General features: G+C 73.7%; 27 protein-coding genes. 18 read left to right on the forward strand and 9 right to left on the reverse strand.

What is annotated here, in order from left to right; translation table 11 throughout:
* Positions 1-43: 43 nt before the first annotated feature.
* The 3 genes from ABD973_RS00355 to ABD973_RS00365 all read right to left on the reverse strand — a co-directional run bounded on the left by ABD973_RS00355 (position 44) and on the right by ABD973_RS00365 (position 2,981).
* Complete coding sequence (locus tag ABD973_RS00355; protein WP_125823719.1) at positions 44-808, reverse strand: amino acid ABC transporter ATP-binding protein; 765 nt, start codon at positions 806-808, stop codon at positions 44-46.
* 11 nt (positions 809-819) lie between these two features.
* The gene (locus tag ABD973_RS00360; RefSeq protein WP_345504406.1) at positions 820-1,713 is read right to left on the reverse strand and encodes an ABC transporter substrate-binding protein; all 894 of its coding nucleotides are present in this window, start codon (positions 1,711-1,713) and stop codon (positions 820-822) included.
* 110 nt (positions 1,714-1,823) lie between these two features.
* Positions 1,824-2,981 carry an LLM class flavin-dependent oxidoreductase gene (locus ABD973_RS00365; protein ID WP_125823717.1) on the reverse strand — a complete coding sequence of 386 codons (1,158 nt, stop codon included), beginning with the start codon at positions 2,979-2,981 and terminating at the stop codon, positions 1,824-1,826.
* Between the two features lie 636 nt (positions 2,982-3,617).
* Between ABD973_RS00365 and ABD973_RS00370 the strand changes: the two genes are divergently transcribed.
* The 5 genes from ABD973_RS00370 to ABD973_RS00390 all read left to right on the forward strand — a co-directional run bounded on the left by ABD973_RS00370 (position 3,618) and on the right by ABD973_RS00390 (position 8,817).
* Positions 3,618-4,595: an amino acid ABC transporter permease gene (locus ABD973_RS00370; protein WP_345497507.1), complete on the forward strand. Its 978-nt coding sequence runs from the start codon at positions 3,618-3,620 to the stop codon at positions 4,593-4,595.
* Positions 4,596-4,752: 157 nt separating this feature from the next.
* The gene (locus ABD973_RS00375) at positions 4,753-5,742 is read left to right on the forward strand and encodes an amino acid ABC transporter permease (RefSeq protein WP_425586071.1); all 990 of its coding nucleotides are present in this window, start codon (positions 4,753-4,755) and stop codon (positions 5,740-5,742) included.
* A 29-nt stretch (positions 5,743-5,771) separates the two neighbouring features.
* Positions 5,772-6,788, forward strand: coding sequence for a transporter substrate-binding domain-containing protein (locus ABD973_RS00380; RefSeq protein ID WP_345497508.1), 1,017 nt, complete (start codon positions 5,772-5,774; stop codon positions 6,786-6,788).
* Entirely contained in the window at positions 6,785-7,588 is an 804-nt protein-coding gene (locus ABD973_RS00385) for a GNAT family N-acetyltransferase (RefSeq protein ID WP_125823714.1), read from the forward strand. Before ABD973_RS00380 ends, ABD973_RS00385 begins: the two co-directional genes overlap by 4 nt.
* A gap of 131 nt (positions 7,589-7,719) precedes the next feature.
* Positions 7,720-8,817, forward strand: coding sequence for an LLM class flavin-dependent oxidoreductase (locus ABD973_RS00390; RefSeq protein WP_345497510.1), 1,098 nt, complete (start codon positions 7,720-7,722; stop codon positions 8,815-8,817).
* On the opposite strand, the gene ABD973_RS00395 is transcribed toward ABD973_RS00390, so the two are convergent.
* A complete protein-coding gene (locus tag ABD973_RS00395) occupies positions 8,764-10,053 on the reverse strand; it encodes an MFS transporter (protein WP_345497512.1) in 1,290 nt (429 codons plus the stop codon). The genes ABD973_RS00390 and ABD973_RS00395 overlap by 54 nt on opposite strands.
* Before the next feature lie 232 nt (positions 10,054-10,285).
* Here ABD973_RS00395 and ABD973_RS00400 point away from each other — a divergent pair, with 232 nt between their 5' ends.
* Together ABD973_RS00400 and ABD973_RS00405 are read left to right on the forward strand one after the other, a co-directional pair.
* On the forward strand, positions 10,286-11,170 hold the full coding sequence (locus ABD973_RS00400; protein ID WP_345497514.1) for a YhjD/YihY/BrkB family envelope integrity protein: 885 nt from the start codon (positions 10,286-10,288) through the stop codon (positions 11,168-11,170).
* 92 nt (positions 11,171-11,262) lie between these two features.
* Positions 11,263-12,045: a 2OG-Fe dioxygenase family protein gene (locus ABD973_RS00405; RefSeq protein WP_345497515.1), complete on the forward strand. Its 783-nt coding sequence runs from the start codon at positions 11,263-11,265 to the stop codon at positions 12,043-12,045.
* On the opposite strand, the gene ABD973_RS00410 is transcribed toward ABD973_RS00405, so the two are convergent.
* Positions 12,026-13,195, reverse strand: a complete 1,170-nt coding sequence (locus ABD973_RS00410; RefSeq protein ID WP_125823709.1) for a carboxylate-amine ligase — start codon at positions 13,193-13,195, stop codon at positions 12,026-12,028. The genes ABD973_RS00405 and ABD973_RS00410 overlap by 20 nt on opposite strands.
* Positions 13,196-13,329: 134 nt before the next feature.
* Here ABD973_RS00410 and ABD973_RS00415 point away from each other — a divergent pair, with 134 nt between their 5' ends.
* Together ABD973_RS00415 and ABD973_RS00420 are read left to right on the forward strand one after the other, a co-directional pair.
* On the forward strand, positions 13,330-13,665 hold the full coding sequence (locus tag ABD973_RS00415; protein ID WP_345497519.1) for a WhiB family transcriptional regulator: 336 nt from the start codon (positions 13,330-13,332) through the stop codon (positions 13,663-13,665).
* 52 nt (positions 13,666-13,717) lie between these two features.
* Positions 13,718-14,167, forward strand: a complete 450-nt coding sequence (locus ABD973_RS00420) for a PRC-barrel domain-containing protein (RefSeq protein ID WP_125823708.1) — start codon at positions 13,718-13,720, stop codon at positions 14,165-14,167.
* 17 nt (positions 14,168-14,184) lie between these two features.
* Here ABD973_RS00420 and ABD973_RS00425 read toward each other — a convergent pair whose 3' ends face one another.
* From ABD973_RS00425 to ABD973_RS00435, 3 genes are read right to left on the reverse strand one after another with little or no spacing between them, the layout of a single operon-like run.
* Positions 14,185-14,613, reverse strand: a complete 429-nt coding sequence (locus ABD973_RS00425) for an STAS domain-containing protein (RefSeq protein WP_345497522.1) — start codon at positions 14,611-14,613, stop codon at positions 14,185-14,187.
* Entirely contained in the window at positions 14,610-15,686 is a 1,077-nt protein-coding gene (locus tag ABD973_RS00430; RefSeq protein WP_345497524.1) for a cobalamin B12-binding domain-containing protein, read from the reverse strand. Before ABD973_RS00430 ends, ABD973_RS00425 begins: the two co-directional genes overlap by 4 nt.
* Positions 15,683-17,269, reverse strand: coding sequence for a PP2C family protein-serine/threonine phosphatase (locus tag ABD973_RS00435; protein WP_125823705.1), 1,587 nt, complete (start codon positions 17,267-17,269; stop codon positions 15,683-15,685). The genes ABD973_RS00430 and ABD973_RS00435 overlap by 4 nt, the downstream gene beginning before the upstream one ends.
* 307 nt (positions 17,270-17,576) lie before the next feature.
* Between ABD973_RS00435 and ABD973_RS00440 the strand changes: the two genes are divergently transcribed.
* Positions 17,577-17,921, forward strand: a complete 345-nt coding sequence (locus tag ABD973_RS00440) for an STAS domain-containing protein (RefSeq protein WP_125603120.1) — start codon at positions 17,577-17,579, stop codon at positions 17,919-17,921.
* 64 nt (positions 17,922-17,985) lie between these two features.
* Positions 17,986-18,417: an ATP-binding protein gene (locus ABD973_RS00445; protein ID WP_125823704.1), complete on the forward strand. Its 432-nt coding sequence runs from the start codon at positions 17,986-17,988 to the stop codon at positions 18,415-18,417.
* 91 nt (positions 18,418-18,508) lie between these two features.
* Here the strand turns inward: ABD973_RS00445 and ABD973_RS00450 are convergent, their stop codons facing one another.
* Positions 18,509-19,015, reverse strand: coding sequence for a MarR family winged helix-turn-helix transcriptional regulator (locus tag ABD973_RS00450; protein ID WP_125603118.1), 507 nt, complete (start codon positions 19,013-19,015; stop codon positions 18,509-18,511).
* Between the two features lie 100 nt (positions 19,016-19,115).
* Between ABD973_RS00450 and ABD973_RS00455 the strand changes: the two genes are divergently transcribed.
* The 7 genes from ABD973_RS00455 (at position 19,116) to ABD973_RS00485 (ending at position 25,773) form a co-directional block, all read left to right on the forward strand.
* Entirely contained in the window at positions 19,116-20,309 is a 1,194-nt protein-coding gene (locus ABD973_RS00455; protein WP_345497529.1) for a PP2C family protein-serine/threonine phosphatase, read from the forward strand.
* A gap of 53 nt (positions 20,310-20,362) precedes the next feature.
* Positions 20,363-20,851 carry a MarR family winged helix-turn-helix transcriptional regulator gene (locus tag ABD973_RS00460; protein WP_125823702.1) on the forward strand — a complete coding sequence of 163 codons (489 nt, stop codon included), beginning with the start codon at positions 20,363-20,365 and terminating at the stop codon, positions 20,849-20,851.
* Positions 20,852-21,009: 158 nt separating this feature from the next.
* Positions 21,010-22,290 (forward strand): PP2C family protein-serine/threonine phosphatase, encoded by a 1,281-nt coding sequence (locus ABD973_RS00465; protein ID WP_125823701.1) that lies wholly within the window; start codon positions 21,010-21,012, stop codon positions 22,288-22,290.
* A complete protein-coding gene (locus tag ABD973_RS00470) occupies positions 22,287-23,975 on the forward strand; it encodes a sensor histidine kinase (protein WP_345497532.1) in 1,689 nt (562 codons plus the stop codon). Before ABD973_RS00465 ends, ABD973_RS00470 begins: the two co-directional genes overlap by 4 nt.
* Positions 23,972-24,430 (forward strand): response regulator, encoded by a 459-nt coding sequence (locus ABD973_RS00475; RefSeq protein ID WP_125604266.1) that lies wholly within the window; start codon positions 23,972-23,974, stop codon positions 24,428-24,430. Before ABD973_RS00470 ends, ABD973_RS00475 begins: the two co-directional genes overlap by 4 nt.
* An 80-nt stretch (positions 24,431-24,510) precedes the next feature.
* Positions 24,511-24,870: an STAS domain-containing protein gene (locus tag ABD973_RS00480; RefSeq protein ID WP_241253634.1), complete on the forward strand. Its 360-nt coding sequence runs from the start codon at positions 24,511-24,513 to the stop codon at positions 24,868-24,870.
* Between the two features lie 147 nt (positions 24,871-25,017).
* Entirely contained in the window at positions 25,018-25,773 is a 756-nt protein-coding gene (locus ABD973_RS00485; protein ID WP_125823698.1) for a restriction endonuclease, read from the forward strand.
* The last annotated feature ends 57 nt before the right edge of the window (positions 25,774-25,830 follow it).

Genomic DNA, 25,830 nt, shown 5'->3' on the forward strand with positions numbered 1-25,830 from the left:
AGTATCCCGACGCGGCGCGGGCGCACCCGTTCCCCCCGTGGGGTCAGACGGCCTTGGCGAGGAAGGCGCGGGTGCGGGGGTGGCTCGGGGCGTCCAGGACGGTGGTGGGCGGGCCCTGTTCGACGACGGCCCCGGCGTCCATGAACACGACGGTGTCGGCGACCTCACGGGCGAAGCCGATCTCGTGCGTCACGACGATCATGGTGGTGCCGGCCCGGGCGAGGTCCTTGATCACGTCGAGGACCTCGCCGACCAGCTCCGGGTCCAGCGCCGAGGTCGGCTCGTCGAAGAGCAGGACCCTCGGTTCGAGGGCGAGGGCCCGGGCGATGGCCACGCGCTGCTGCTGGCCCCCGGAGAGCTGCCGGGGGCGGGCGTCGGCCTTGTCGGAGAGGCCGACCCGTTCGAGCAGCCGGCGGGCCGTCGCCTCCGCCTCCTGCCGCGGCCGGCGCAGCGCGGAGACCGGGGCCTCGACCAGGTTCTCCAGCACCGTGAGGTGCGGGAAGAGGTTGAAGTTCTGGAAGACGAACCCGATGCGGGTGCGCTGCCGCCGGACCTCCTTCTCCTTCAGCTCGTACAGCTTGCCGCGGGCGCGGCGGTAGCCGATGAGGTCGCCGTCGACGCTCACCCAGCCGCGGTCGACCTTCTCCAGGTGGTTGATGGTGCGCAGCAGGGTGGACTTCCCCGAGCCGGACGGGCCGAGGACGACGGCGACCTCGCCGGTCCGGACGGTCAGGTCGACGCCGCGCAGCACCTCCAGCGGTCCGAAGCTCTTGTGGACGCCGCGTACGTCGACCATGACGTCGTTCACGGGCTCGCTCCTCATGTGTGCTCGGCCGGGTTGATCTGGGAGGTCTCGATCGCGGAGGCTCCGGTGCCCCACTTCTTCAGGATCCGCGCGTAGGTGCCGTTCCTGACCAGCTCGTTGACGGCTGCCTGGACGGCCGGGGTCAGCGGGGAGTCCTTCTTGAAGGCGAAGCCCACGTCGAGGCGGTGGTATTCGCCCAGGAAGGTGGTCTGCGCGGCGGGCTGCGCCGCCTGGTGGCGCAGGCCGTTGATCGTCGACATGACGACGTCGATACGGCCCTGCTGGAGTGCGGTGGTGACGGCTCCGGGTTCGGAGAAGACCTTGACCTCGTAGGGCTTCTTGCCGGCGGCGGTGCACACGCCCTTGCGGTCGGTGAGGGTCTTCTCGAAGGTGGTGCCCGCTCCGGTGCCGACGGTCAGGCCGCACAGCTGGACGAGGTCGGTGATGCGGGTGGTCAGCCGGGTGCTGCCCGTCTTGACCGCGAAGCCCTGCCCGTCGTTGACATAGGTGACGAAGTCGACGGTCTTCAGGCGTTCGGCGGTGACGCCGAAGTTGCCCGTGCCGAGGTCGTACTTGCCGCTGCCGAGCGCGGGCAGGATCGTCTCGAACGAGGCGCCCTGCCGCTCCAGCCGCACGCCGAGGACCTTGGCCACGGCGTCGGCGATGTCGATGTCCTGGCCCGCGGGCGGTTTGTCCTGCCCGTTGGGGTAGTACGCCGAGGGCGGGGATCCGATGGAGCTGCCGATCCGCAGGGTTCCCGTGCGCCGGACTTCGGCCGGGAGCAGGGCGGCGACCGCGTCGACGGTGCGTACGGCGGCCACCGGATCGTCGGCCGGCGCCTGGGCGGAGGCCTCGGCGCCCGCCGGAGCGGGAGTCCCGCCGCCGGATCCGCAGGCGGTCAGCGCCATGAGGGGCAGGGCGGCCAGCGTGGCGGCCGTGCGCAGGGCGGTGCGCTTCGCCTTCCGCGACGGGATGCCCGGGCGGCCCCCGCGTCTGCGCGGGGTGCGGCCGGCGGGGCTCATGCGCGCACCGCCGCGACGGGCCGGACCGGGGAGGCCGCGGACCGCGCGGCCTCGCGCGCGGCGTCGCGTTTGGCTACTTCCTCGCGGACGAGCGGGATGACGTAGCGGCCGAAGTCGACGGCGTCGTCCAGGAGGTCGTAGCCGCGGGCCGAGAGGATGTCGACGCCGAGGTCGTGGTAGTCGAGCAGGGCCTGGGCGACCGTCTCGGGGGTGCCGACCAGGGCGTTGGAGTTGCCCGCGCCGCCGGTGGCCGCGGCGGTCGGCGTCCACAGGGCCCGGTCGTAGCGCTCCCCCGCCTCGGCGATGGCGATCAGCCGCTGCGAGCCGGTGTTCTGCGGGGCCGCGGCTTCGGTGACACCGCCCCGGTGGTGTCGTGCGGGGGCCGCGAGGCGCCGCTGCCGGATGGCACCCAGGGTGCGGTGGGCCTTCTCCCAGGCCAGTTCCTCGGTGGGGGCGATGATGGGGCGGAAGGCGACCTGGATGCGTGGGACGTCGGTGCGGCCGGCGGCCTCGGCGGCCGCCTTCACCGCCTGGATCTGCTGGGCGGTCCGCTCCAGCGGCTCCCCCCAGAGGCAGTAGACGTCCGCCTCGGCGCCGCCGGCGGCGTAGGCGGCGGGTGAGGAGCCGCCGAACGACACGTCGGGGCGCGGCTGCTGGACGGGGAAGACGTCGCTGACGAAGTCGTGGAAGCGGTAGTGCTCGCCCTCGTGGTCGAAGGGCTCGTGGGTGGTCCAGATCTTCTTGACGATCCGGATGTACTCGCGTGTGCGGGCGTAGCGCTCGTCCTTGGTGAGGGTGTCGCCCTCGCGGGCCTGTTCGTGGTCGTTGCCCCCGGTGATGAAGTGGACCGCCAGCCGGCCCCCGCTGATCTGGTCGAGGGTGGCGAAGGTCTTGGCGGCGTAGGTGGGGTACGAGACGTTGGGCCGGTGGGCGAGCAGGAGCTGGAGGCGGTCCAGGCGGGCGGCGACGTACGCGGCCGCCGGCGCGGGGTCCGGGGATCCGGATCCGTAGGCGAACAGCACGCGGTCCCAGCCGTGGTCCTCGTGCGCCCGGGCGAGCCGGAGCGTGTACTCCTTGTCGAACGCGGCGCCGGATCGCGCGGTGGTTTCGGATCCGTCGTTGGTGGCGGCGATGCCGAGGAACTCCACGGGCATGGGGTGGCCTTTCGGAAGGACGGTGGTGCGTGCGCACACGGGCAGGGGCGGGCGTCGGACCGGACGGGCTTGCCGGCGGGAATGCGGACGCGGGGAGCCGCGGGGTGCCGCGGCGGGCGTGACGGCGCCGGGCGTCGGGACTCGGGAATCGGGGGTCTTCGGGCGGCGGGCAGCGCACGTCCGGGCGCACGTCGCCGTGCCGCGGCACGGCGGGTGGTGCTCAGGAGATCTCGGCCCGCGACGGGGTCACCGAGGGAGGGAAGGGCCGATCAGGCAGCCCGCTGCCGCATCAGGCACAACACGCGGCGGACCACACCCGACCGAAGTCGATGTGGCCGCGCGTGACGAGGCGCTGATGGGCGTTCATATGACTACTTGAGCAGTACGCGATGGTCTTCGTCAAGCAACCGCCCGGATCCCGGACGGTCCCGACGCCCTGGACCGGACGGTCCCGACGGGCCGCCCCGGACGCTCGGTTGACAGGGCCTGGCCGCGGGCGCATACGATCGACGCGGATCGGCCCCGCCCCGCGCGGCGGCCCTTCCGGCCGCGTTGAGGGACGCGGCGAGCGTGACGACACACGTCCCGGACCACCCCACCCGTCCACGCCGCGCACCCTCGACTGGAGGGCCTCCCATGGCCACCGCCCCTTCCCGCCTCTCCGCCTCCACCTCCGCCTCCGTCTCCGTCGCGGAGCCCGCGCCGGGAGCCGGCCCCGGAGGGGGACCGCCGCGGATCGTGCCGCGGCGGCGCGCGGGCCGCCGGCTGTCCGCCGCCGCCGCCCTGCTGGTCTTCGCGCTGGTGCTGCGTTCCGTGGTCCTCAACGACGCCTTCCAATGGGACGTGGTGGGCCGGTACTTCACCACCTCCGCGGTGCTGAGCGGACTGCTGCTCACCCTGTGGCTGACCGGCGTGGTGATGGTGCTCGGCTTCGCGGCCGGCACGCTGCTGGCGGTGATGCGGCTCTCCGACAGCCCGGTCCTGCGGACGCTGAGCTGGGGCTACGTGTGGATCTTCCGCTCCACGCCGCTGCTGGTGCAGCTGCTGTTCTGGTTCAACATCGGCGCCCTGTACCCCACTGTGGGCCTCGCGATCCCGTACGGCCCCGAGCTGTTCAGCGTCAAGACGGTGAACCTGCTCGGCCCGACGCTCACGGCCGTCATCGGTCTGACCCTGCACGAGAGCGCGTACGCCGCCGAGGTGGTGCGCGGCGGCATCCTGTCCGTGGACCCCGGCCAGACCGAGGCCGCGCAGGCGCTCGGCCTGAGCAGGCCGCGTACCCTGCGGCGGATCGTGGTGCCCCAGGCGATGCGCTCGATCGTGCCGACCGCCGGCAACATGCTGATCGGCACCCTGAAGGGCACGAGCATCGTCAGCGTGCTGGCCGTGCACGACCTGCTGTACTCGGTCCAGCTGGTCTACAACCAGAACTACCAGGTGATCCCACTGCTGATGGTCGCCACGCTCTGGTACGTCGCCGTCACCACCGTGCTGAGCGCGGGCCAGTACTACGTGGAGCGGTACTACGCGCGGGGCACCTCCCGCGGCGGCGACGCGAGCACCGGAACAAAGCCGTTTCGTTTCACCAAGAGGCGTTACATGTACGGCGGATGAAATCGGCTCGCTCATCCGCGCATTCCGATATCGAGGCCGTTGACACCCCTTCTCCGGGCTGCCTAGCTTACGCCGCAGCCACCCATCCGCCGTCTCCCCTCCACGGCATGAAGGCTGCTTTTCGATTCTGCGCTTCGCCGAAGCCGCTGGAGATTCCGTGACCGAACCCCTGCTCCTTTCCGCGCCCGCCGGCCCGCCCGGTCCGTCCGGTCCGTCCGCCCCCTCCGGTCCTCCGGGAACCGCGGAGCGGGTCCTCCCCCTCCGACGCCCGGGCCGCTGGGTGACCGCCGCCATCGTCCTGGTCCTGGTCTCCCAGGCCGCCCACGGGCTGATCACCAACCCGTTCTACCAATGGGACCGCTTCGCCTACTGGTTCCTGCGCCCGGTCGTCCTGGACGGGCTGCTCATCACCCTCCAGGTGACCGCGTACAGTGCGGTCCTCGGCCTGGCCGGCGGTGTCCTGCTCGCCCTCGGCCGGCTGTCGGGCAACGCGGTGGTGCGGTCGGTGAGCTGGACGTACGTCTGGCTGTTCCGCTCCGTGCCGCTCATCGTCGTCCTGCTCTTCCTCTACAACCTCAGCGCCCTCTATCCCACGCTCAGCATCGGGGTGCCGTTCGGGCCCGCGTTCGTCACCTTCGACGAGTCCCGGCTCGCGACCGACATCGTGATCGCCGTGATCGGCCTGGGTCTGTGCGAGGCGGCGTACGCGGCCGAGGTCGTGCGGGCCGGCGTGCTCTCCGTCGACCAGGGCCAGCACGAGGCGGCGAACGCCCTCGGGATCCCCCGGTGGCGGCAGTTCACCCGGATCGTCTTCCCCCAGGCCCTCCGCTCCATCGTCCCCTCCTACGTCAACCAGCTCATCGGCCTGCTCAAGGCCACCTCGCTCGTCTTCTACGTCTCGCTGCTCGACCTGTTCGGCTCCGTGCAGAGCCTCGCCGCGACCTATCCGGGCGACGTGGTGCCGCTGCTGCTGGTGGCGACCGTCTGGTACGTGATCCTCACCAGCCTGGTCTCCGCCGTGCAGTACCACGTCGAGCGGTACTACGCCCGCGGCGCCCTGCGCGCCGTACCCGCGAGCCCCCTCCAGCGGGCCCGGGAGGGCCTGCGCGACCTGCGGCTCCGCTTCCGCCGGGAGACGGCCCCGTGACCCCGTACGCACATACCAGAAGGAACTCCATGCGACGCCAGCCCACCCTGCGCACCAGACTCGTCCGCGGCCTCGGGGCGGTGACCGCGACCGCCTCCCTCGCCGCCGGGCTCACGGCGTGCGGCGGCGAGGCCGAGGCCGACGGCGGCGCGACGGGCAGGGTGACCGTCGGCGCCGTCTCCAACGGCGCCGCCCAGCAGGACGAACTGTCCGTCCCCGTCGTCGAGTCCCTGCGCGCCCAGCTCCCGAAGGACGTCCGCGAACGCGGCGAGCTGGTCATCGGCGTCGGCGCCCTGCCGGCCGGCTTCCCGCCGCTCGCCTACGTCGGCACCGACCAGAAGACCCTCACGGGCGCGGAGCCGGACCTCGGCCGCCTGGTCGCCGCGACACTGGGGCTGAAGCCGGTGTTCAAGAACTCCACCTGGGAGAACCTCTTCGTCGGCATCGACAGCGGCAAGGTCGACGCGGCCTTCTCCAACGTGACGGTCACCGAGGACCGCAAGAAGAAGTACGAGTTCGCCTCCTACCGGCAGGACAACCTGGCCTTCGAGGTGCTGAAGGACAGCACCTGGAACTTCGGCGGCGACTACCGCACCCTCGCGGGGAAGACAGTGGCGGTGAGCAAGGGCACCAACCAGGAGAAGATCCTGCTGGACTGGCAGGCCAAGCTCCGGTCCGAGGGCAAGGACGTGGAGGTCAAGTACTTCCCCGACCCCAACAGCGTCTACCTGGCCCTGAGCGGCAGGAAGATCGACCTCAGCTTCGGCCCTAACCCCGCCATCGCCTACCACATCACGCAGACCGCGAGCAGCAGCGCGCCCACCCGCAGCGCCGGTTCGTTCTCCGGTGCCGGCGAGGGCCTCCAGGGGCTGATCGCCGCGACGGCGAAGAAGGACGGCGGGCTGGCCAAGCCGCTGGCGGGCGCGGTCAACCACCTGGTCGGAAACGGCCAGTACGCCCGCCTCCTGGCCGCCTGGAACCTCTCCAACGAGGCCGTCACCACCTCCGAGGTGAACCCGCCCGGCCTGCCGCCGGCCGCCTCATGAGCCGGGGCACGGGCACCGGCACGGCCACGGCGACGGACCCGGGCGCGGACTCGGGTCACGGCGCGGGCGGGCGGGCCCCGGTCTGCGCGCACGTCCTGGACAACGCGGCCTGGGCCTCGCTGTCCGCTGCGCACTCCGCCTTCGCCGAGCATCCGTACGCAACGCCGCCCGGCACGCCCCGCGCCGCCCGCTACGACCCGGACGTCGCCCCCTTCGCCGCCCTCGCCGACCCGGCCGACCCCCGCTCCTGGGCCGACTTGGCCGCCCTGGTCGGCCCGGGCGGGACCGCCGCGCTCTCCGGCCTCCTGACCCCGCCCGAGGGCTGGGACACCGTCGGCTCCGTCGAGGGGGTCCAGCTCGTCGACACCTCCTTGCGCGCCGAACCCGCGCCGGAGGCGGTTCGGCTGGGGGCCGCCGACGTACCGGAGATGCTCGCCCTGATCGGGCTCACGAAGCCGGGGCCCTTTCTGCCCCGCACCGTGGAACTGGGCACCTACCTCGGCATCCGCCACCGGGGCCGGCTGATCGCCATGGCCGGCGAGCGGTTGCACCCGCCCGGGTGGACCGAGATCAGCGCGGTGTGCACCCATCCCGCGCACCGGGGCCGGGGCCTGGCGACCCGGCTGGTGCGGGGCGTGGCCGCGGGCATCCGCGAGCGGGGCGAGATCCCCTTCCTGCACACCGCCGCGGCCAACACGGGCGCCGTCCGCCTCTACGAGTCGATCGGTTTCACGGTGCGGCGCCGCCCCTTCTTCATGGCGGTCCGGGCCCCGGCCGGCAGACCCGCCGAACACCCCTGAGAATTCCGCCCTCTCCTCCCCCACTTCCTTTCTCTTTTTCCTTTTCCCCTCCCTTTTCATTCGGCTCGTCAGGAAGGCCCCTTCGCCGTGTCAGAATTCCCTCTCCGGGCGGCCCGACGGGCGGTGGTCGCGTGAAGTTCCTGGCCATCACCCTGATCACGGATTCCGCGGACCCCGTGACGGGTGCCCCCACCCCCACGCGGGAGCGGTTCCGCGAGGTCGTGGCCGCCGCACAGCTGGCGGAGTCGCTCGGCTTCGACGGTTTCGGGGTGGGCGAGCGCCACGAACGGCCGTTCCTGTCCTCCTCTCCGCCCGTGGTGCTCTCCCACATCGCCGCGCTGACCAGCCGGATCCGGCTGTTCACCGCCGTCACCACTCTGAGCCTGCTCGATCCGGTGCGGGCGTACGAGGACTACGCGACGCTCGACCACCTCTGCGACGGCCGCCTGGAGCTGATGATCGGCAAGGGCAACGGCACCGCGCAGCGGGAGCTCTTCCACGTCACCCCCGAGGACCAGTGGGCGCGCAACACCGAGGGCTACGAGCTGTTCCGGCGGATCTGGCGCGAGGACGAGGTGACCGCCGAGCCGCGCTTCCGTCCGGCGCTGAGCGGGGCGGAGGTGCTGCCGAGGCCGTACCAGCGGGCCGTCCGGATCTGGCACGGCAGCGCCACGAGCCGCGAGTCCGTCGACCTCGCCGCACGCTACGGGGACCCGCTCTTCTCCGCGAACGTCACCCATCCCATCGGCCCCTACGCCGAGCTGATCCGCCACTACCGGGAGCGCTGGGAGCACTACGGGCACGATCCGGCGCACGCGGTCGTCGGGGCGGGCACGGCAGGGTTCCACACGGCCCCCACCTCGCAGCAGGCGGCGCGGGCGTACCGGCCGGCCTTCGCCCGGTACCTCGACGCGCACGCGCGGCAGGGGCTGGATCCGGTGTTCCCGACGCTGGAGGACTTCATCGAGCGCAGCTCGGCGCTGATCGGCAGCCCCCAGCAGGTGATCGAGAAGGTCCACCGCTACCACGCGGAGTTCGGCCACACCGTCCTGCACCTCCAGGCCGAGCCGGGCGGGCTCACCCAGGCCGGGCACCGGGCCTCGCTGGAGCTCTTCCAGTCGGACGTCGCCCCGGTGCTGCGGCGCGAGATCCCCGGCCCCTCCTTCCCCGGGCCGTCAGCGGTCGAGGGGCCTGTGGGCGCTCTCCGGCAGCCGCAGGTACACCGCTGACGAGCACAGGCACAGCACGGCGACGTACCAGGGGAACAGGCCCGGCAGGCCCAGCTCTTGCAGCAGGGTGCCGATGTACGGGGCCGTGCCGCCGAAGAGCGCGACCGTCAGCGAGTACGGGAAGCCGATGCCCGCCGCCCGCACCCGCGCCGGGAACACCTCCGCGTTGACGGCCGCCGAGATGGAGGTGAAGCCGGTGAGCAGCACCATGCCGGCGCACTGGACGAGCAGCAGGGAGAGGAACGATCCGTCCAGGGCGCGCAGCAGCGGTACGACGAGCACGGCGAAGCCGAGCCCGAAGAACAGCAGGGAGGGCTTGCGGCCGAAGCGGTCGGACAGCAGGCCGCCGATCGGCTGGAGCAGGGCGAAGAACGCCAGGGACAGCGTCCCGGCGAGCAGCGCGTCCCCCTTGGCCATGCCGGTCTCGAGTTCGGCGTACGTCGGCAGGTACGAGGTCCACGTGTAGTACGCGAGGGTGCCCCCGGCCGTGATGCCGCCGATCAGCAGCGAGGCGCGGGGGTGGTGGCGCAGGGCGTCGAACAGCCCGGGGCGGGGGGCCGTGGCGGGGTGGGGGGCAAGGGTCTCCTCCGCGCCTCGCCGGATCCAGAACCCGGCGAGGCTGAGGACGGCGCCGAGCAGGAAGGGCACGCGCCATCCCCAGCCGTTCATGGCGTCCTCGGGGAGCGCGGTCACGAGCAGCGCGGCGAGGCCGGAGGCGGCGAGCTGGCCGATGGAGGTGGAGACGTACTGGAAGGACGAGAAGAGGCCTCGGCGGCCGGGTCCCGCGGACTCCACGAGGAAGGTGGTCGAGGCGGCGAACTCCCCGCCGACGGACAGGCCCTGGAGCAGCCGGGCGGTCACGAGGACGACCGGGGAGAGCACGCCGACGGACGCGTACGCCGGGGTGAGGCCGACCAGGAGGCTGCTGCCTCCCATGAGCAGGATGGTGACGGTGAGCGCGGTCCGCCGGCCCCGGCGGTCGGCGATCGCGCCCATCAGGAGCCCGCCGACCGGGCGCATGAAGAATCCGACGGCGAAGACGGCGAAGGTGGAGAGCAGCGGGACCATGGAACCGCCCGCGCCGGGCGGGAAGACCTGCCGGGCGATGTGGGTGGCCAGGAAGGTGTACGCGTACCAGTCGTACCACTCCACGGCGTTGCCGACGGACGCGGCCAGCAGCTGGCGTAAGGGGCGGTGCGGTGGGGCGGGGGCGGTGTGCGCGGCGGTCTCTGTCATGATCACGCTCTGCCCGTCGGGAGCCGTGCTTATGCCACGGGCCGCCTCCGCCGCGCTCCGAGCCTGTTGATCACGCTGTCGGAGCGGGGAGGCGTCCATGGGCCCGCCCCGCCGGCCGTGCATCCGCCCGAAGGGCGGTGTGCCACGCATCGGACCGCGCGGTGGTGCGTCGGCGTGCCGTGGCCGGTCGGGTCCGCCACCCTGGACGGGACGAAGGAGGCCGGTGCGCGGCGTGCTGTGGGCATCGTGGTGGCGGACCCGTTCGCGGGAGCTCGCGGAGACCGGACGGCGGATCCGGTACCGCGGCGAGGCCCGCTTCCCGGTGATCACCCGTCTGGCGGAGCGCCTGATCGCGGTGAACGTCTTCGACTCGGCGACCCGGGTCGCCGCTCAGGTCCTCCTGACGGTCGTTCCCCTGCTGTTCGTCGTCGCCTCGCTCGCCCCGCCGGCCCTCCAGGAGCAGCTGACCTCGTCGTTGCGCGCCCTGTTCGGTCTCACCGGCGAGTCCGGTGAGCAGCTCGACGAGGTCTTCGCGGGGACGGACGACGGCGTGCAGAACGCGGTGGGGGTGGTGGGGTCGGTGATGGTGCTGCTGTCGGCGACCGCGGTGAGCCGGGCGGTCCAGCGGCTGTGCAGACGCGCGTGGGGGATCCCGCGGGGCGCGGCCCGGATCGCGGTCTGGCGCTGGGTCGTGTGGATCGCCGTCTGGACGGTCCTGCTGGTGGTGCAGGGCCCGGTGCGGGACGGGTTCGGCGCGGGACTGTGGCTGGGCGTCCCCCTCACCCTCCTCCTCCAGACGGCGGCGTGGTGGTGGACGCAGCACCTGCTGCTGGGCGGTGTGATCGGCTGGTGGCCGATGCTGCCCGGGGCGCTGCTCACCGCGATGGCCGTCACCGCGCTGTCGCTCGGCGCGCGCCTGTACATGCCGGTGGCCATGAACCGGGTGCTGGGCGAGTTCGGGGCGTTCGGCTCGGTCTTCGTGCTGCTCTCGTGGCTGATCGTGCTGTGCGTGGCCATCGCGGTCGGTCTCAGCACGGGCGCCGTGCTGGCTCGGGAACCGTTCCTCGCCGACCGCCTGGGCAGCCCCGTCCGGGACCCGGGCAGCGGAGCGCCCTGAGCCCCACCGGGCCGCGTTCCGCGTGTTGCCGGGACACGTCCGGCCATGGCGCTGCGGATGCCGGGCCGCCGTGCAAGGCCGAGCATGGGCACATGGACGAGGCGGACGACTCCGGATGGCGGGCAGGGGGCGGGAGCGGCGGTCCCCGGGGTGACGAGGAGGTGCGGGCGGCGGTCGCGGAAGCGCGGCGGGTGGTCGCGGCCCGCGGGTGGTACCTGATGGCCCCGGCCGTGCTCTCCCGGTGCCTGGGCGTGGCCGCGGCGGAGTGGGCGAGGATCGACCGGCACTGGGAGGAGCTCGCCGCGGACCCGTACGCGGCCGAGACGGGGACGAGCCGGCTGCGCCGGTACGGACAGTTCCTCCTGCCCCGGCGCGGTGGCGGCATCATGCCGCTGCCGCACGAGGTCTTCGTGCAGCCCGACCGCAGCAACCCGCTCTACGTGGACGTCGAGCGGCGCTTCGAACCGCTCACCGGCGCCTTCCGGGCCGAGCCGATGCTCGGCGCCCTGATCGGGCTGCTCGGTGAGGTCGCCGCGGGGCTGGACGACGCCGAGGAGTGGATCGTGCGGGTCCACCCGTTCCGCGTCGTCGCGCGTCCCGGAGGTCTGGGGCAGCCCACGCCCGAAGGCCGTCACAAGGACGGCGTCACGCTGGTCTCCTCGCTCCTCGTCGGCCGCCGGAACGTCACCGGCGGCCGCAGCACCGTCTACGACGCCGAGGGCAGGGAGGTCGAGGCCACCACTCTCAGCGAGCCCGGCACGCTCCTGCTCAGTGACGACCGCGCCACCTGGCACGCCGTCTCACCCGTGCGGCCCGAGGACGACGGCGGTCCCGGCCACCGGGACGTCCTGGTCGTCACGCTCGCGGCCCGCTGACCCCGTCCCCGCCCGTCCCGCGTGCCGTGGCCGCCACCAGCCGGTCCGCCACTTCCTCGGGCCCGGCTCCCGCGGCCGCCCAGGCCCGCTGCCGGGATGCGCCGTCACCGAGCTCGGCGAGCCGGTCGAAGAGCCCGGTGACCTCGTCCAGGTCTCCGGCGTCCTCCAGCGCGCCGCGCACGAGGTCCACCAGCTCCCGCGCGAGGTCCCCGGCCGGGCAGGGCCGGCCGGTCGCCGGATGGAAGAGGTCACCGCCCCAGCCGTCGCGGGCGGCCCTCCAGCAGGCGGCGCGCAGCACCTCGCCCGCCCAGGGCGGCCCCGGGTCCCCCGCCTCGCCCCGGGCGGCGGCGGTGCGCACGAGGGCGCGCAGGAGGACGGCGAAGGCGACCGTGTCGCCGACGTCCTGCAGGACGTCCATCGCCCGCACCTCCAGGGTGGGCAGCCGGGGGTTGGGGCGCAGGTCCCAGAACGGCGTCCGCGCGTCCAGCATCGCCTCGGTGTCGGCGATCGTGACGGCCAGGCGTTCGTGCTCCCGCCACGAGGCGGCGTAGGGCGGTGGGCCCAGGCAGGGGAAGCGGTGGCGGATGACCGTCCGCCAGCTGGCGTATCCGGTGTCGAGCCCCCGGTGATAGGGGGAGTTGGCGCTCGCCGCGATCAGCAGCGGCAGCCAGGGGCGCAGGTGGTTCACCGTGCGTACGGCGAGCTCGCGGTCCGGCAGGTGGACGTGGACGTGCAGGGCGCTGACGGCGAAGTCGTCCATCATGCCGCGGTACTGCAAGCGCCCGGCCCGGTAGCGGGGATGACCGGCCACCTGCACCGGCCCGGGATCCTGGAGCACCGCCGTCCCCGACGCGCACAGACGGACCCCCTCGGCGCGGGCCGCCGCGACGAGGGCCCCGCGCACCTGCTCCAGCTCCGCGCGCAGCTCGTCCGCGGAGCGGCAGGGGCGGGTGCGTCCTTCGACCTGGCCGAGGGCGAACTCCTGCGTCACCCGGTCACCCGCCTCGCGCGCGGCACGGGCGGCCACGGCCGGTCCGGCCGGCACGACGAGGCGGGTGTGGGGATCGACGAGGAAGAACTCCTCCTCCACCCCGATCGTCACGGCCGCTCCGCCGGTGTCGGGAGCGGGCGCGGGCGCTTGGTTGCTCATTCCTCCAGCATCCCCACTACCGGCCGGTACCGGTCGCGGGCGGGCCGTCCGGCCGACGGACGTTTCATTCGAACAAACGGGAACAGACGCCCCTTCGGACACCGACACCGACACCGATGCCGAAAGGGCGAGCGATGCCGAATCTTTCCCTCCTCCCGGGACCCGCGCACAGGCACTGGGCCTGGCAGGCCGAAGCCCTGTGCCAGGAGGTGGGCGCGGAGCAGTTCTACGGGCCCTGGCACGAACGGCGCAAGGACCGTGAGCAGCGCGACGCGCAGGCGAAGAGGCTCTGCTCGGCCTGCCCGGTGCGGGAGGTCTGCCTGCGGCACGCGCTGAGCACTCAGGAGCCGTACGGGGTGTGGGGCGGGCTGACCGCGCGGGAGCGGCGGAAGCTGCGTACCGGCTACCGGCCCGCGAGTGCGCCGCAGGGTGAGACCGGGCCGGCCACGTCCGAGGCAGCCGGCCGGTGAGCGTGGTGTGCGGGAGATGACCGTGGTGTGCGGGAGATGACGAGGAGGACTGATGATCACACAGGAGCAGTTGAGGGCCATGGACGGGTGCGCGGCGTACACGGAGCAGGGCCGGCGCGTGGGCGGGGTGGAGTGCGTCCTCGTGGACGACACCACCGGCAGGCCCGAATGGGCACGGATCGCCGACGGAGCCCGCGGCCCGGGAGGGGTCTTCGTGCCGCTGCGCCACGCCGCCTTCGAGGACGGGCGTCTGGTGCTGCCGTACCCCGTGTCGCTGATCGAGGGGGCTCCCCGTGCCGCGCCGGACCGCGGGAGCGTCCTGTCGGTCGTGGAGGAGAAGCAGTTGTTCGCGCACTACGGCCTCAGGGACGTCCGGGAAGAGGTGAACGCCGAGAGCGGCGCCGGCTGGGGGCACATGGACCGGGCCGCGGCCATCCGGGAGGGGACGGGCGGCCGGGAGCCGCGGGTGTCCCGGCTCGAGCCGGGGCGGCTCGGGCGGTGAGCGGCCGGGCCCGGCGGTCAGGCCGTCGGGCCCGTCGCGCCCGGGGGCGGCTGTTCCGCGGGGGCGGTGCGGGGAGCGGCGCGCTGGGGGCCGCCGGCGGCTCCGGCTCGCGGCGTCGGTGCCGTGAGGTGGTGCAGGGTGCCGGTGATCTCCAGGAGGCGGTTCAGATGTGCGGGCCGGCCGTCGAGGTGGAGTTCCGCGCCCGCCCTGTCGGTGCGTCGCCGGACCATCAGGAGGGCCGCCAGCCCGCTGGAGTCCACGGCCGACAGGCCGGCGCAGTCCAGCCGCAGGTCCCGTAGGCCGGGCTGCTCGGCGAGGAGCCGGCCGACGGTTTCGACGAGGAGGTCGGCGTGGTGGTGGTCGAGGTCGCCGCTCAGCTCGACGCGCCCGGTGCCGCGGGAGGCGGAGGGCGTCAGGGTGAGCGGGGCGGAGGGCGGGCTCGTCATTCAGCTGTCCTGGTCGCGGGGATGTGGGTCAGGCGGGCGGCGCCGGCCCGCAGGATGGTGGTGGCGCGGGGGAAGTCCTGGAGTTCCCGCTCCAGGAAGGCCAGGGCCGACAGCAGTGAGGCGGCCGGCACGCGGCGGGCTTCCAGGACTCCGGCGGTCCACAGCAGGAAGCCGCCGAAGAGGTCCTCGTCGTCCGTGTAGAGGGCGGCGGCGAGGAACTCGACGACGTGGGAGAGGTCTTCGGCGGTGTGCTCGCGCTGCGCTTCGGAGTAGTCGCGCACGGCCGGGTGTGCGGCCTCCAGTGCCTCGAACACGGCCCTGACCAGCCGCGGGCGGCTGCGGGCGACCAGTGTGTACTCCTGGTCCTTCAGGTGGGGCAGGTCGTCGATGGCCTGGTGACCGGGGCGGGGCTGCGGGAGCGGTCCGAGGTCCAGCGCGTCGGCGGCGGCGCGCGCGTCGGGGGCCCAGGCGTCCGCGCCCAGCAGCCGCGCGTAGCGGCCCTCGGGCCCGAACGCGGCCCCGCCGACGATCACGGGCGTGCCGACGGCCTGGCAGGCGGTGATGGTCGCGTGCGCGGCGGGCAGGCGGGTCGCCAGGGAGCCGGAGAGCGCCACGGCGTCCGGGCCGGTGCGGTGCAGGTGGGCGACGAGGTGGGGGGCGGTCACCTGGGCGCCGAGGTAGTCGATGCGCCAGCCCCTGATCCGCAGCACCTCGGCCAGGAGCCGGGCGGGCAGGGCGTGCCATTCGCCGTCCACGCAGGCCACGGTGATCCGGCCGCGTGCCGGTGACGCGGGCACGGAGCGGTGCAGGGCGACGGCTGCCAGGGCCCGGTCGTTGATGGCCGTCGCGGCGTGCTCCTGGGCGACGGTGATGCGGTTGGCCGCCCACTCCCGGCCGACCCGCCCCTGCACGGAGGCGATGACGTCGAGCAGGAGCGCTTCCGCGCTCATGCCCGCGTCAAGGGCGCGGAGCAGGGTGGCGACCGTGGCGGCCTCGTCGAAGGCCATCACCGACTCCCACACCCGCGCGCACAGCTCACCGGCCGGCGAGGCGGAGGTCACGGACGGGCTCACGCGGTGAACCGTCCTCGGGTGTGGCCGTCCACGGCGCTGAGGTGGTTGGTGCGCGGCGCCGAGATGACGACCACGGCCATGTCGTCGTGGCGGCCCGTGCCCACCCACTGGGAGGTGAGCATCTGCACGTGCTCCACCACGGCCTCGGCGGGCATCGCCGCGCACTTCGACAGGGCGCGGCGCAGCCGCTCCTCCCCGAACATCGCACCGCCCATGGGACCTCCCCGAGCCTCGCTGATCCCGTCGGTGTACAGGACGCAGGTGTCGCCGGGTGCGAGGGTCACCCGGGCCGTCTCCGTGGTGATCTGGGGCAGCGCCCCGACCAGCGTTCCCTTCGTGTCGGCCTCCTCCACCCGGCCGTCGGAACGCAGGATCAGCGGAGCGGGGTGGCCGGCACTGGTCAGGCGCAGCCGTACGGCGTTGCCGTCACGGGCCGCGGAGGCCAGCACCATGGTGACGAACCGGGCGTTCTCGGAGTTCAGCAGCGAGGTGTTGAGCAGGCTGAGCATCCGGTGGTGGTCGTCGGCCATCGGCAGGAGGGCGTGCAGGGTGCTGCGGATCTTGCCGGTCATCACGGCCGCTTCCAGGCCCTTGCCGCACACGTCTCCGAGGACGACCAGGGAGGACGCCCCCTCGTCGGCGGCGGGGTGTACGTCGTAGAAGTCGCCGCCGACCCTTTCGTGGTCCCTCGACGGGCGGTAGCCGCCTGCGTACTCCACGCCGGAGACCTGGTGCAGCGAGGGGGGCAGGAGTTCGCGCATCAGGGTGTCGGTGATCGAGGCCTGTTCCGCGTAGAGGCGGGCGGCCGACATCGCGGCGCCTGCGCGGGCGGCGAACAGGCGCGCGAAGACCTCCTCGTCCTCCGTGAAGGGGGCCGCTCCCTCGGCGCGCAGCAGCACCAGGGCGCCGGCGGGCACGCCGTGTCCGGGCAGGGGGGTGATGACGATCGACCCCAGGGTGGCGAGCCCGGCCGGTACCAGCCAGGCCGGAGCGGCGGACGGGTCGATCCAGCGGGAGGGGACGGGCGGGAAGCCCTGGAGCGCCTCGGCCAGCCCGGGCACGTCGGCGGGGTCGACGGCGCCGCGGGACACGGACGGGCTGCCGCCCCGCAGGCACGAGACGACCGGCAGCTCGGGTCCCTGCGCGGGGGCGATCACCAGTGCCGCGTCGGCGAGGTGGTCGGCCGCCATCTGCGCCGTGACGTCCATGCAGCGGTCGAGGTTCAGGGACGAGAGCAGGAGGTTGGAGGAGCGGACGAGGAACTCGGTGCGTCTGCGTTCCGTCGACAGGGCTTCCCGGGCCAGCCGGTGGTCGGTGTCGTCCACCAGCCACCACACGACGGTGCCGTCGTCACGGGGTGTCGGGTGCGCCTCGTAGGAGCGCTCGCCGACGGGTCCGCGGGCGGTGGCGGACCGGGCGGCCGGGCGCTGGGCGGGAAGGGCCGTGGTGTGGCGCGCGTGCGCCGACACCAGCCAGCCGGGGACCGTGTCCGCCATGGGCGAGCCGGGGCGGGCGTCCGGGAACACCAGCCCCGCCGCCTCGTTGGCGTGGACCACGACCGCGCCGGCGTCCGCCACCAGCACCGGGTAGGGTGCCTGACTCCACGGCGGCCCGGCGGTGGGTGAGTACGGCGTCGTTTCGGTGGAAGGAACCAAACGTTGAAGGCCCGCTGTGCGAACCCCTCACCTCTTCATCGCGTTCGTCACGTCGGAAATGCTTCGGAATAACAGTTGTCCTGCGGCAACCATCCTCCATGGTCCGTGCACCGTGCAACCGGGCCCCGGCCGCACGCGGTGTCGAGGACTCACGCTCGTGGGTGAAAACGGCGGGCCGGTCGCCGATGCGGGTGCCTGTTGACCGGGCCCTCACCCGATGTAGGAGTATGTCCTGGTGACCGGAGAGCAAGTGGTCGTCACCTCGACCGCAGAAGGCAACGTGACCGTCATCGGCCTGCACGGCGAGGTCGACGAGGACAACGCGCCGTTGCTGGCCCGCGCCCTCGCACAGGCCGCGGAGGGCGGCCCCCGCACCGTGGTGGACCTGTCGGGCGCCGACTTCGTCGACTCCTCGGTGCTGCACGCGCTGCTCCGCGCACAGCGGGCCCATACGGCCGCCGGCGGGGCCCTCGTCCTCGCCGGCCCCTTCCACACGGGGGTCCGCAGGCTGTTCGAAGTCACCGGGGCCGACACGGTGTTCCGCATGGCGGACAGCCTGGCCTCCGCGATGACATGCTGACCGCCTCCCGCGCCCTGACGGGCCGTCACGGTACAGCCCCTGCGGCCCTGGGCAGGCGAGGGGCATGAACCCATCCCCGCCGTCCGACACGCCCCTGGACGCGGAGCGCCCCCGCGAGGACGCCGGCGCAGACCGGCCTGCCGTATCGCAGGTCTCGGCGGCGACGGCCCGTGACCGCGTCCGCGAACTGCTGCTCCTCGCGGGTGTCGGCCTCGACGGGGTGGTCGCGGCGGACGCGCTGCTCGTCACCTCGGAGCTGGTCACCAACGCGATCCGGCACGGTGACGGGGTGGTCGCCTTCCGGGCCGACGTCGAGGACGGCTTCCTGCGGCTGTCGGTCACCGACGCCAGCTCCCGGCTGCCCGCGGCCCGTACGGGCACGGCCGAGCACCCCGGCGGTTACGGCTGGCCCCTCATCCAGCGGCTGGCGGAGCACGTCGCCTGCAGCGCCCGTCCCGGGGGCAAGAACATCACGGCCACGCTCCGTCTGGGCTGAACCGCCCGGCACGGTCCGGCCGTTCGTCCGGTCCGGCGTGCCGGTCCCGCGTGCCGGGCCGGGAACGGTACGGCCGCGGCGGTGGCGGGGCTCAGGCCGTTCTGGTGGCCGGGGACTCCGCGGGCGGCAGCCGCAGGGGCTTCGCCACCGCCTCGCAGAAGTCGGCGAGCCCCGTGGCCAGGGCGGCCCTGGAGGCCGCCGGCATCGTGGCCATCGCCTCGGCCAGCGCCTCCTGCCTGCGGGCGCGCAGCCGTTCCAGGTACAGGCGCCCCGCGGAGGTCAGCACGAGCAGGACTTCCCGGCGGTCCTCGGCCCCGGGGTGGCGTTCGAGGAAGCCCACGGCCTCCAGGCGGTCGCACAGCCGGGTGACGGACGGCGGGGCAGCCTCCAGCAGCCTGCCGAGCTCGCGCAGGTTCAGCCGGCCGTTCGCCTCCACGAGGAACAGCACACGGGCCTGCGCGGAGGACACGGGAGGGGTGCTGGCAGTGTCCCGGCCGCGCTCCCAGACCACCTCCAGCAGCTCGATCAGCTCGCTCATCTGGGCCACCGCCGACACGGCGGACGGAGTACGGGGGGAGCCGATCGACCGCTGACCCATGTGACACTCCCTAATGGACGTACGCGCTGCCCTCCCCGGCGGACCGGCGGCTTCGTCGTCCCCCATCTTGGCAGTTGCGAGAGAGACAGGTACGGGGCCGGTGACTGCAGTCGTGCGCGGCGGAGGTGTCGGTGGAGGCGGGGACGTCGAGCGTGCGCTGCGCGACGCGGCACCGCACGCGCTGTTCGAGGAGGTCCGGGCCATCCTGGCCCGCGAGCACGGGGCGGCCGGGGCCGAGCTGCTGATGGCGGACTACGCCTCGGCACGGCTCCAGCCCGTCACGGAGCGGCCCTTCACCGCCGATTCCGTGTCCGCCTACAACAGCGCCGAGGGCCGGGCCTTCGGCTCCCAGGAGCCGCACGTGGTCCACGGGGAGGCCGGGACCACGGTGCACCTGCCGGTGACGGTGCGCGGTGACCGGCTCGGGGTCCTGAGCGTCCGCTTCGCGGCCGGCGCCTCGGTCGGGCCGCTCCTCGGACCGCTGCGGGACGTGGCCGACGCGCTGGCGCACGAGATCCTCGTCGCCGACCGCGACACCGACTTCTTCCTCCAGGCGCGCCGGGCCAGGAGGCTCACCCTGGCCGCCGAGATGCAGTGGCAGCTGCTGCCGGGGCGCTCCTGCTCCCGGCCCGAGTACGACCTCGGGGCCCAGCTGGAACCCGCGTACGCCATCTTCGGCGACAGCTTCGACTGGTCGGCCTCGGCGGACCACCTGACCCTGACCGTCAACAACGGCATGGGCGAGGGCATCGAGGCGGCGCTGCTGACCAATCTCGCCGTCAGCGCCCTGCGCAACGCCCGGCGGGCCGGCCTCGGCCTCGCCGATCAGGCGGCCCTGGCGGACCAGGCCCTGTACGGGCAGTACCGGGGGCGGCTGCACCTGGCGATGCTGCTGCTCCGGTTCGACCTGGACAGCGGCGAGGCCGAGGTCATCGACGCCGGGTCGCCCCGGATCTGGCGGCTGCGCGGGAGCACGGTGGAGCCGGTCGGGCTGGAGGCGCAGCTGCCGCTGGGCATGTTCGAGGACACCGTCTACACCTCCCAGCGCTTCCGGGTCCTGCCCGGGGAGCGGCTGTTCTTCCTGAGCGACGGCGTCTACGACGTCCTCTCCCCCGCCGGTGAGGCGTACGGCCGGCACGCGCTGGCCCGGGCCGTCCTGAGCACGCGGCTGCTCCCGCCCTCGCAGGTGCCGCGGGCGCTGCTGGAGGAGCTGCCGGGATACCGGGGCGGTGTGGACGCGGTCGACGACGCGATGGTCGTCTGCCTCGACTGGCACGGGAGGCCCGGGCGGTAGGCCGGCCGGGCGGTAGGCCGGTCGGGCGGCCCGGACGGTGGCACAGTGGTGGCATGCCCCGTCCCGGCCGTTCCCGTGCGGACGAGGACCCTGCCGCGGCCCTCGCGTCCGCCGCGGAGGTCCTCGCGGTGCTGTACGCCAGGGGCCAGGACGACGTGGCGCCGGCGGTGTCGCCGTCGCAGCTGCGGGCGCTGCTCGCGGTCGAGGGCGCCGAGGGGGTCAACCTGCGGGCCCTGGGCGACGTGCTCGGCTCCCGGCCGTCGTCGGTCACCCGGCTCTGCGACCGGCTGGAGGCCATGGGGCTGCTGGTCCGCTCGCCCCATCCGTCCCGGCGGCGGGAGGTGGAGGTGCGGCTCACGGCCCAGGGGCGGGCGCTGCTGGACCAGCGGCGGGCGGTCCAGGTCCGCGAGCTGTCGGCGGTGCTCGGGCGGATGGCGCCCGAGGCGGTGGACTCGCTGGTGGCGGGCCTGGCGGCGTTCCGGGAAGCCGCCGGGCGGCCGTCCCCGGCCGGCGGTCCGGCCGCGGTTTCGGACAGCGCCTGAGAGTCGGGTGGCCGGTTCGCACAGGTTTGGGGGTTGTCGGGATCATTGAGTTTGTAAAATATTGCCTAACGGCAAATGATCACTCTAGGCTGGGCCGGAGCGACCACGCGGCCGTCGGGCGTCCGCCGTCCGGGATGAGAAGGGACAGACGCGACGCCATGGCGAGCATCTCCGAGCTGGGGGCCCAGCGCCCCGCAGTCGGCACACCACAGCAGCCCCTCCCAGGGGCCTCGGGGAAGCCCGACGACCTCCTGGCACTCTGGAACGGCGTACCGCCCTACGTCCTGCTCATCGAGGACGACGAGGGCGACGCCCTGCTCGTCGAGGAGCTGGTGGAGGACAGCGGGATCGAGGTCCGCCTCGGCCGGGCCCGCTCCCTCGCCGAGGCCCTGGGCCTGCTGGCGGCAGAGGCCCCCGAATGCGTCCTGCTGGACCTGCACCTGCCCGACACCCAGGGCCTGGAGGGGCTGAAGAAGGTCCTCTCCGTCTGCGCCGAGGCCGCGGTCGTCGTCCTGACGGGCCTGTCCGAGGAACGGGCAGGCCTGTCCGCCGTCGCGGCCGGCGCGCAGGACTACCTGCTGAAGGGTCGCCTGGAGGCCGACGTCTTCATGCGGGCCATCCGCTACGCGATCCAGCGCAAGCGCACCGAGCTGGCGGCAGTGGCCCTCCAGGCGGGCAGACTGCGCGCCGAGGAGAACGCGCGACTCGAACGCGGGCTGCTCCCCACACCGCTGCTGCTCGACGGCGCGGACGACACCGTCACCGTCTGCGCCCGCTACCACCCGGGGCGCGCCCAGACGCTGCTGGGCGGGGACTTCTACGACGTCGTCCAGACCCCCGACGGGGCGACGCACGCCGTGGTCGGCGACGTGTCGGGCCACGGCCCCAGCGAGGCGGCGCTCGGCGTCTGCCTGCGCGTGGCCTGGCGCTCCTTCGTCATGGCCGGCGCCCGCGGCGCCGAACTGCTGCGGCTGCTGGAGCGGATCCTGCTGGCGGAACGGTCCGGACCCGAGATCTTCGCCACTCTCGTCTCCCTCACCCGTCCCGCCGGCAGCGGCGCCGTCTCGGTCCAGCGTGCGGGGCACCCCGGCTTCCTGGTCCGCTCCGCGGCGGGCGTGGACCTGCGCACCGTTCCCGGCGGCCCCGCCCTGGGCATCCTGCCCGGCTGGGACGCCGGCTGGCCCGTCGCCGAGGTCGAGGTGGAGGCGGGCGGCGCGGTCATGCTCTTCACCGACGGCCTGATCGAGGGGCGCATCGGCCCCGGCCCCGACCGGCTCGACGAGAACGGGCTCCTGGACATCGCCCGCCGGCACGCCGGCCTGCCCGCGGAACCGTTCGTCGACACCCTGATCCAGACGGCGCAGACACTCGCCGCGGACTGGGGCGGCCTGGCCGACGACGTCGCCGTCCTCCACCTCGAATGGAACTCCCCCACGTGACCTCCCCCGCACACCCGCCCGCAGAGCCCGCGGGACGGGCACCGCGACGCCGGCAGACGAGCCTGCGGGTCTGGCTGACCACCGTGCTGGTCACGCTCGCCCTCATGGTCGTCGGCACGGGCGCGCTCGGCGCCGCCCTCCTGTCCCACACCACCACGGCCGGGAACCGGCTCGTCGACGGGATCCTGCCCGCCCAGCGGGACGCCCTGCGGCTGGAGACGGCCCTGCTGGACCAGGAGACCGGGATCCGCGGCTACCTGCTGGCCAAGGAACCCGCGCTCCTGGAGCCGTACGAGCGCGGTCTGGCCAGCGAGACGGAGGCCGCCCGGCGTCTGGCGACGGTCCCCGACGGCGAGACCGGGGTGCGCGGGGACCTGGCCGCCGTGCAGGAGGCCGCCCGGGCCTGGCGGGAGGGGTTCGCGGCCCCCGCCATCGCCTCCGTGGAGAACGGCTCGACCCCGCCTTCCCTCCAGACCGGCAAGGACCTCTTCGACGAGGTCCGCCGCCGGATCGCCGCGCAGCAGTCCCGCCTGGACGGCATCCAGTCCGACGCCCGGACCACCTTCGGCGAGGCGCGGTCGCAGCGCGACCGCATCCTGCTGGCGATGGCCGTGGTCTTCCTGCTGGCCGGGGCCGGCCTCGCCGTGCTGCTGCACGTGGGGGTGCTGCGGCCGCTCGCCCTGGTGCGGACCGCCTCGCAGCGCGTCGCGGACGGGGCCTTCGAGGAGGAGATCCCGCTGCGCGGTCCCTCCGACCTGCGGGCCCTGGCGGGGGCGGTGGAGGCCATGCGGCAGCGGACCGTGGCCGAGCTGATCGCCTCGCGGCGCAACGCCGAGCGGCTCGACCGGACGGCGACCGAACTCGACGCGCAGGCGGTGGAGCTGCGCCGCTCCAACGCCGAGCTGGAGCAGTTCGCGTACGTGGCCTCGCACGACCTCCAGGAGCCGTTGCGCAAGGTGGCCTCCTTCTGCCAGCTGCTGGAGAAGCGCTACGGGGACCAGCTCGACGAGCGGGGAATCCAGTACATCGGCTTCGCCGTCGACGGCGCCAAGCGGATGCAGGTCCTGATCAACGACCTGCTGACCTTCTCCCGGGTGGGCCGGGTCCAGGACGCGCGCGAGACGGTCGCCATGGACGGCCCCCTGGACCGGGCGCTGCGCAACCTCATGGCCGCCCTGGAGGAGAGCGGTGCGGAGGTCACCCGCCCCGACCGCCTCCCGGACGTGGTGGGCGACCCGACGCTCCTGACGATGCTGTGGCAGAACCTGGTGGGCAACGCCGTCAAGTTCCGCTCCCCCGACCGCGCTCCGCGCGTCGAGGTGGCCGTGACCGAAGGCCCGGCCGGCACCGCCGCGGAACCGGGGTTCCACACCTTCACGGTGACCGACAACGGCATCGGCGTACCGGCCGAGTTCGCCGAGAAGGTCTTCGTCATCTTCCAGCGGCTGCACGGCCGGGAGACGTACGGCGGCACCGGCATCGGGCTCTCCCTGTGCAAGAAGATCGTCGAGCACGCGGGCGGGCACATCCGGATCGACACCGAGCACCGCGAAGGCACCCGGATCGTCTTCACCCTGCCCGTGGCCGCCGCCACCCCCGCGTCCGGCACCGACTCCGACGCCGACTCGGCCGCGTCCCCCGAACCCACGCCCGCCCCCGTCTCCACCGAAGGAAACCCGCGATGACCACTCCCGCCGACCGGCCCCGGGCCACCCCCGCCGAAGTCCTGCTGGTCGAGGACGACGCCGGCGACGAGCTGATGACCCGGGAGGCCTTCGAGGACAACAAGATCGGCAACGTGCTGCACGTCGTCCGGGACGGCCTGGAGGCCCTCGACTTCCTGTACCGGCGCGGCGAGCACGCCGACGCCCCCCGCCCGGATCTGATCCTGCTCGACCTGAACCTGCCCAAGTACGACGGGCGGCAGGTCCTGGAACGGATCAAGACGGACCCGGACCTGAGCCACATCCCCGTGGTCGTGCTCACCACCTCGGCGGCCGAGGAGGACATCCTGCGCAGCTACAAGCTGCACGCCAACGCGTACGTGACGAAGCCGGTGGACCTCGACCAGTTCATCCGGGCGATCCAGCAGATCGACGACTTCTTCGTCACGGTGGTCAAGCTCCCCCGCACGCGGTGAGCCCGGTGACCGGGGCCGGTGACGGGGCGCAAGGTCCCCCAAGACGGAACGCAGAGGCGGGGAGGACGGAAGTGAGCAGCATGGAAACCCACGGCGCACGGGCGCGCAGCCGCGTCGAGACCTGGACGGACGGGGAGGTTCGGGTCGTCGTCATGGCGGGTGAGTTCGACATGGACAGCGTGGGCCCCCTGCGGACCGCGATGGATCCCACGACTCCGGGCATCTCCCGGTTCGTCGTGGACGTCACCGGGGTCACCTTCGTCGACTCGACGGCGCTCAGCGTGCTGCTGCAGCCCGCGCTGAACCGCCCGGTGGTCCTCGCGGGGACCGTGCCGGCCAGGCTGGCGCGGGTCCTGGAACTCACCGGTGCCGCTCTGGTGTTCGCCTCCGCGCCCAGCGTGGACGAGGGGAAGGCCATGATCATCCCTCCCCGGGGCTGAGCGGGCCCTTCGGGGCCCAGCCGGTTTGACACGCGGAATCCTGGCCATACGAGCCTCGAACAGGCTTCCGCGTCCGCCGCGGTCCCCGCCCCCCGGCACCGGCCGGGGGGCGGGGACCGCGGCGTACCGGGCAGGAGGGGGACTCGTATGACCGCATCCAAGGGGGACGCGCGCGCGTCCGGGCACGGCGCCGGATCCGCACGCCGCCCCGGGGCGGGGCGGGACGCCGTGCTCGCCCTCGGGCTGCTCGGCACCGCGATCACCGGCCTCGCCGCCTTCGCGCGGGCCGCCGACGCGGACGGGGTCCGGTTCCCGCTCGTACCGGTGGCCACCGTGGCCGTGCTGCTGCTGGGCGTGCTCCTCGCGAAGTGGGGCTACGCCCCCGTCCGCCGCCGGCCGCGTACCGCGCGGCCCGCCCGGTACGCGGCGGCGCCCGCGGACCCGCCCGAGGTCGGGGGTGACGCCTTCGACCACGCCGCGGTCGACGCGGACGGCTTCGAGCACGCGGTGGCCGCCCTGTGCGTACGGGACGGCTGCACCTCGGTGGAGGTGGTGGGCGGCGCCGGTGACCTGGGCGCCGACGTCCTCGCGACGACGGCTGACGGGCGGCGCGTGGTCCTCCAGTGCAAGCACTACGCCGAGGACAACCGGGTCGGCTCGCAGGACCTCCAGCGCTTCGGCGGCACCTGCTACGCGGTCCACGAGGCGGACGTAGCCGTCATCGTGACGACCAGTTCCTTCACCGCGCCCGCCGCCGAGTACGCCGACACGTGCGGGATAGCCCGCGTGGACGGCGAGGCCCTGGCCGCGTGGACCGAGCAGCGGGCGCCCGCGCCGTGGGAGTCCGTGGGCGGCGCGCCCGCGACCGCCCCGTCCGACACTTCCGAAGGAGCCAGGCCGTGACCGACATCGACATCGACACCGTCCCGGCCCGGAACCCCCGGGTCCCCGGAACGGGCG

The organism is Streptomyces racemochromogenes, from assembly GCF_039535215.1.
Lineage (GTDB): Bacteria > Actinomycetota > Actinomycetes > Streptomycetales > Streptomycetaceae > Streptomyces > Streptomyces racemochromogenes.